The sequence below is a fragment of the Sphingomonas sp. genome, from assembly GCF_035317925.1.
Classification (GTDB): Bacteria; Pseudomonadota; Alphaproteobacteria; order Sphingomonadales; family Sphingomonadaceae; genus Sphingomonas_I.
Map to the genome: position 1 here is coordinate 1 of NZ_DATHFV010000212.1, position 6,241 is coordinate 6,241.

The 6,241-nt window shown below is 63.5% G+C and carries 4 protein-coding genes; 2 read left to right on the forward strand and 2 right to left on the reverse strand.

The window, feature by feature from the left end:
* Window positions 1–297 precede the first annotated feature (297 nt).
* Window positions 298–756, forward strand: coding sequence for an NUDIX domain-containing protein (locus tag VK533_RS15595; protein WP_324379375.1), 459 nt, complete (start codon window positions 298–300; stop codon window positions 754–756).
* Here the strand turns inward: VK533_RS15595 and VK533_RS15600 are convergent.
* Window positions 753–2,447 carry an alpha-amylase family glycosyl hydrolase gene (locus VK533_RS15600; RefSeq protein WP_324379376.1) on the reverse strand — a complete coding sequence of 565 codons (1,695 nt, stop codon included), beginning with the start codon at window positions 2,445–2,447 and terminating at the stop codon, window positions 753–755. The two genes, VK533_RS15595 and VK533_RS15600, sit on opposite strands and share 4 nt — an antisense overlap.
* A 128-nt stretch (window positions 2,448–2,575) precedes the next feature.
* Complete coding sequence (locus VK533_RS15605) at window positions 2,576–3,598, reverse strand: LacI family DNA-binding transcriptional regulator (RefSeq protein ID WP_324379379.1); 1,023 nt, start codon at window positions 3,596–3,598, stop codon at window positions 2,576–2,578.
* 286 nt (window positions 3,599–3,884) lie between these two features.
* Between VK533_RS15605 and VK533_RS15610 the strand changes: the two genes are divergently transcribed.
* Window positions 3,885–6,241 (forward strand): TonB-dependent receptor (locus VK533_RS15610; protein WP_324379381.1); only part of this gene is annotated, 2,357 nt, incomplete at its 3' end.

Genomic DNA, 6,241 nt, shown 5'->3' on the forward strand with positions numbered 1-6,241 from the left:
CTTCCGACGCGCACGCGGAAATCGCCGCCTCGGCCAGGCGCATCGCGCGGGGCAGATCGATCGCCTGCGCGGCAAGCAGGGCTAGAGCGAACGGCATCTTGTTCTCCCGACACTTATATTGGCCAAGGTGGCGACAGCTTATTAGACTTGGCTTGGTTCCGAGTCTCGTGGGGGCGCCTGGTGGACGATCCCAGCGATCGGCGTGCAAATCCGCGATTATCTGCCGACGGTGGACAAAATGCTTCCGCGCATGGCCTGACCGTGGCACGCTGGCGACAATTGGGGAGTTGCCGCTAAGTGGCGGAGCATAGTGCGGGAATTCTGTTGTACCGGAAGGGCCCGCATGGGCTCGAGGTGTTGCTCGTCCATCCCGGCGGTCCCTATTGGCAGAAGCGCGATGCCGGCGCCTGGCAGATTCCCAAGGGCAAGATCGACGAGGGCGAGGGGATACTCGCTGCAGCGCTTCGCGAATTCGAGGAAGAATTGGGGGTCGCGCCGGAGGGCGAAGCCAGGCCCTTGAGCCGGATCCGCCAGGCCGCCGGCAAGTGGGTCGACAGCTTCGCGATCGAGGGCGATCTGGATGCGGACGCGATCGTCAGCACCGCTTTTGAAATGGAATGGCCGCCCAAATCGGGCGTGATGCAGAGCTTTCCCGAGATCGATCGCGCGCGCTGGTTCACGCTGCGCGAGGCGCATGACAAGATGCTGGTCAGCCAGCGCCCCTTGCTCGACGACCTGTGGGCGATGCTCGGCTAGCTGCCGAACTCGACCACGATCGCACCAAGCGGCGCGAGATGCAGGCCGGCGTCGGTCACGCTCGCCTTGTTCTGCACGATCACCCGCCCAAATGTGCCGCCGCCAAGCTGCGCCGGCGTCATGTCGGCGGCGGTGCCGCCGAAGTTGAGCACCACTAGCAGGCGCTTGCCGCCGCCCGTCCGGACGTAGGACAGCACGTTCGGATTATTGCGGTCGACCATCGCCATGTCGCCCGCCAGTGCCGGATTGGTGCGCCGTTCGGCGATCAAAGTGCGATAGAAATTGAGCACCGAATTGGGGTCGGCGCGCTCGGCGGCGACGTTGCGCGTCGCATAGTCCGGGCCGACCGGCAGCCACGGCTTGGCGCCCGTATTGAAGCCGGCATTTGCCTCCGCATTCCACTGCATCGGCGTGCGCTCGCCGTCGCGGCCTTTCTCCTTCGGCCAGCCCTTCTTGCCGATAATGTCCTGCACGTCCTCGACCCGCTGCGGGTCGTTGTTCGCCATGCCCAGTTCCTCGCCATAATAGAGGATAGGCGTGCCGCGCAGCGTCAGGAGCAAGGCGGCAGTGATCCGCGCCATATCGTCGCCGGTCGCGCCGGCGGGCAGATCGTAGCGGCTCGGCACGCGGCGCTGGTCGTGATTGTTGAGCGCGAAGCAGGGCCAGCCGCCGACCGGATTATTCTCGACCGCCTCGATTCGCGGGCGCAATTCGCTGGCGGTGATCGGTTTCACCCCGATCAGGCTCAGGAACATCGGCAACTGCAGCTCGTCATTATGCGCGCCATAGAAGCGGGTCAGCTCGGGCGCGGTCGAGACATAGGTCTCGCCGATCAGGATGCGGCCGGGATAGCGGTCGATCACTTGCTGGCGCAGCCGCTGCAGCTCGGTGTGCATCTCCGGCTGCTCGGTATTGTTGATCCGGTTCTGCTCGGGCAGGCCGAACGCGTCCGTGCCCGGCGCGGGCGGATTGTCCTTGAGGTCGGCGCGTTCGAACATCGTGCCGACCGCGTCGAGCCGATAGCCATAGACGCCGCGCTTCAGCCACCATTCGGCGGCGTCGAACATTGCCTTCTCGACCTTGGGGTTGCGCCAGTTGAGGTCGGGCTGCTGCGCATAGAAGAAATGATAATAATATTGGCCGGTGGCGGGATCCTTCTCCCACGCCGATCCACCGAATAGCGACGTCCAGTTGTTGGGCGGGCTGCCGTCGGCCTTGGGGTCGCGCCAGATGTAGAAATCGCGATAGGGGCTGGTCTTGCTCGACCGCGATTGCTGGAACCAGGCGTGCTTGTCGGACGAATGGTTGATCACGAAATCGAGGATCAATTTGACCCCCCGGTTCTTGCCGCTCGCGATCAGCGCATCGACATCGGCAACCGTCCCGAACTGCGGATCGACATCGTCATAGTCGGCGACGTCATAGCCGAAATCGACCTGTGGGCTGGGGAACATCGGCGTCATCCAGATCGCATCGACGCCCAGATCGGCGAGATAGCTGAGATGCGCGGTGATGCCCTTGATGTCGCCGATGCCGTCATTGTTGCTGTCGGCGAAGCTGCGCGGATAGAGTTCGTACACGACCGCGCGCTTCCACCAGTCGTTTTGCGCGGCGCTGGCATTGACCGGCATCGCGGCGGGCGGGGCGGCGATCGCCGAGGATGCCGCGCCGACGGCCATCGTCGTGGCCATCAATCCATGCAGAAACGCCCTACGCATCCTCATCCTCCTGTTCGGCCGCTCTGACGCGGGTCGGCAGCCTGAGCGTCCAGTGTCAGGCCAGGCTGGTGCAAGCCACCATGGCACATACGTATTCTTGATCAGGCGCTGGTCGATCGGCGCACGACCAGCCGCGGCATCAGCATCGCGTGCTCGCTCGTCGCGCCGTCGATCTGGCCGATCAGCGCGTCGACCAGCAGCTCGCCCGCGCGCGCATAATCCTGCGCGATCGTGGTCAGCGGCGGATGGCTGAGCGCGGCGGCGGGGATGTCGTCGAAACCCACGATCGACACGTCCTCCGGCACGCGCAGGCCTTTCTCCTCGAGCGCGCGCATCGCGCCGATCGCGATCAGGTCGGAGGCGGCGAAGATCGCATCGAACGGGATATCGCGGCCGATCAGGCGCAATGCCGCTTCATGGCCCGCTTCCTCGGTCGTGATCGCGTCGGCCTGAAGCCCGGGATCGGTCCGCAGGCCGGCCGCGCGCATCGCGTCGCCCAGCCCGCGATAGCGGTCCTGGAATTCGGGGTAGCGCGGCGATGCGTCGCCCAGGAAGGCGATACGCTTGCGGCCAAGCCCGATCAGATGCTCGCCCGCAGCGCGGCCGCCGGCATGGTTGTCGCAGCCCATCGTCGCCCAGCCCTGACCGGGCCGGGCTGAGCCCCACATCACGAAATGCGTGCCCTGGACGACCAGCAGTTCAAGCCGTTCCTGATAAAGCGCGAAATCGCCATAGCCGAGCAGGATGATGCCGTCGGCCTTGCGGCTGTCCTCATATTCGAAATGCCAGTTGGACGAGAGCTGCTGGAACGAGGTCAGCAGATCATAGCCGCGCTGCGCGCAAGTCCGCAGGATCGACCCCAGCATCGACAGGAAGAAGGGGTTGATCATGGATTCGTCGGGGGTGGGATCCTGGAAGAAGAGCAAAGCCAGCGTGCGGCTCTGGCCGCGCCGCAGGTTCGAGGCATTCTTGTCGATCCGGTAATTGAGCTGGACCGCAATCGCCTCGATCCGCTTGCGCGTCGCCTCGCTGACGGTCGGGTCGCCGCGCAAGGCACGGCTCACGGTCGGTTGAGACACACCTGCAAGCTCGGCAATGTCGAACGAAGTCGTCTTGTCCCGCATCGGACGTGGGCATGCCTCTCTGGCCTCGCGGCCTTTCCGCCCTTGTAGCGAGGCGACCGCGCCAGTGGAAGAATGGTCACTGATGCTATCGCGTCCCAAGTAAGTCAGGCCGCTTTCCGACTAATCGTTACGACCCCGAAAGGGTCTTCGCATATTTTCCGAATACGTATGTCCTTTCCTTCCAATCACGCCGCGCTGGGAGCAATCACGAGGCTCAACCTCAGCTATTGAGGGCGCACAGGCGAACCCGTTTACGAAGGTCAGCCGTGTCGAGGGAGGGGTATTGATGATCGATCTTTTCGCGGATTCTCGCGCACTCGCACAATCCAAGGCTCTGCAGTCCAGGACGCTCTTGAAGTCCGGCGTTGCGGTTCTCGCCATCGCGATCGCCGCGCCGGCGCTCGCCCAGGCGACCCCGGCCGCCACCGCGCCGGGTACGGCCGCCGTCGGTACGCCCGATGCGGACAGCACGCCGGCCGAGGAAGTCATCGTGCTGGGTTACGCACGCTCCATCCAGAACGCGAACACGGCCAAGAAGAATGCGGTCAACATCATCGAGGCGGTGTCGGCGGAAGACATCGGCAAGCTGCCCGACGTTTCGATCACGGACTCGCTCGCGCGCCTGACCGGCGTCGCGGTGCAGCAGTCCGCCGGCCGCGCCAAATATATCTCGATCCGTGGCTTCGGCCCCGATTACACCACCGCGACGGTCAACGGCCGCGTGATCGCGACCGTCGATGACAATCGCCGCTTCGATTATGGCCAGTATCCGGGCGATCTGTTCCAGCAACTCCAGGTGATCAAGACGCCCTCGGCCGATCTGCTCAATTACGGCCTGGCCGGCAGCGTCAACCTGCAGACCTATGATCCGCTGACCCAGAAGAATACGGTCGCGGTCAACGTGCAGGGCCAGGTGGGGCAATATGGCAAGTTGAACCCCGAGGCGACGAACAAGGGCTACAAGGCGTCGTTCATCGCCATGCACAAGTTCGCCGACGACACGCTCGGCGTTTCGATCGGCTTCTCGGCGATCAAGGATCCGACCCAGGATTATCACTGGGCGACCGGCGGCGGTAACGGCAATTATTACGGCCCGACCAGCCTCGATCCGGCGGGCAATATCGGTCCGAACGACATCCAGAATTACGTCAATTCGAACACGATGACCCGGCAATCCGGCTTCGGCCATATCGTCTACCGGCCGGACGACAAGTTCGAGATGTCGGTCGACGCGCTCTACACCCAGAGCAAGATCCGCGAATATTCGCGCGGCTGGGAAATGCCGCTCGCGAGCTGGAGCCGCGACACGGAAGTTGCGGGCAGCGAGACCGCCACGAATGGCTATGTCGCGTCGGAGCAGTGGAACGTTTTCCCGGTGCTCCGCAACGACCTCAACACGTCGAGAGCGAAAACCCTCGCGCTGGGCTGGAACGCGAAATATTCCTTCTCCGACAGCCTGCGGCTGAAGGTGGATGCGAATTATTCGCGCGCGACGCGCCACGACAATACCTATGAAATCTACGGCGGCACGCAGGCCACCAATCCTGGGCTGGCGACGATCACGCGCCTGGGTGACGGCACCTATGGCGTGAATATCGCCGGCGCGAACTTCGCCGATCCGACGCAGGTTTCGTTGACCGATCCGCAGGGCTGGAACCAGGTCGGCTTCAACAACGTCCCCGACCTCAAGGACACGGTGAAGGGCTTCCGCGCCGAGCTCGATGGCGAGATCCACTCGGGCTTCTTCAAGGGCTGGGAAGCAGGCGTCAATTATAGCGACGAGACCAAGGTCTCCAAATATTCCGGCTATTATATCTGCCTGCCTGGGCCTGCTTCAGTCGGCGGCTGCGGCAACGACAATGCGGTGGTGACCAGCGTCGCCATCCCGTCCTCGATCATCAAGGGCACGGTTGAGCCCTATGGCGTGACCGGGACCAAGCTGATCGCGCTCGACGTGCTGGGCGCTCAGGCGCTGCTGCGCACCGCGGAGCAGCCGGCATCCAGCAGCGTGGCCCGCGACTGGACGGTCGAGGAAAAGATCCTGACCGGCTACCTGCAGGCCAATTTCGGAACCGATCTGGGCTCCGTTCCACTGTCGGGCAATATCGGCGCGCAGTTCATCCACACCGATCAAAGCTCGGTGGGCTTCGGCGCGACCTCCGCCACCACCGTGGTCGCGCAGACGGGCGGCGACAAATATAACTATGTCCTGCCCAGCGCGAACCTGAACTTCGAAGTCGCGCATAATATGCTGCTCAGGTTCGGCGTCAGCCGCACCATCGCCCGTGCGACGATGGATGACGAAAACGCGTCCTATTCGGTCAACTCGTGCGGCACGACGGGCAATGTACCCACCGGCTGCACCACCGTTCCCACCATCAGCGGCAAGGTGCCGGTGCTGCAGGGCCAGGGCGGCAATCCCTATCTGCGGCCCTATTTCTCGAACAATGTCGACGTCTCGTTCGAGAAATATTTCGCGCACGATCAGGGCAAGATCGCGATCGCCGGCTACTATAAGAAGATCACCAACTTCACGACCCAGAACCTCAATTTGAACTCGGGCAACGTCAACAGCTCGGGTCCGCAGAACACGTCGGCGGTCCAAATCGATTGCTCGGCCTTCTCGGGGTTGCTCAACGGGGT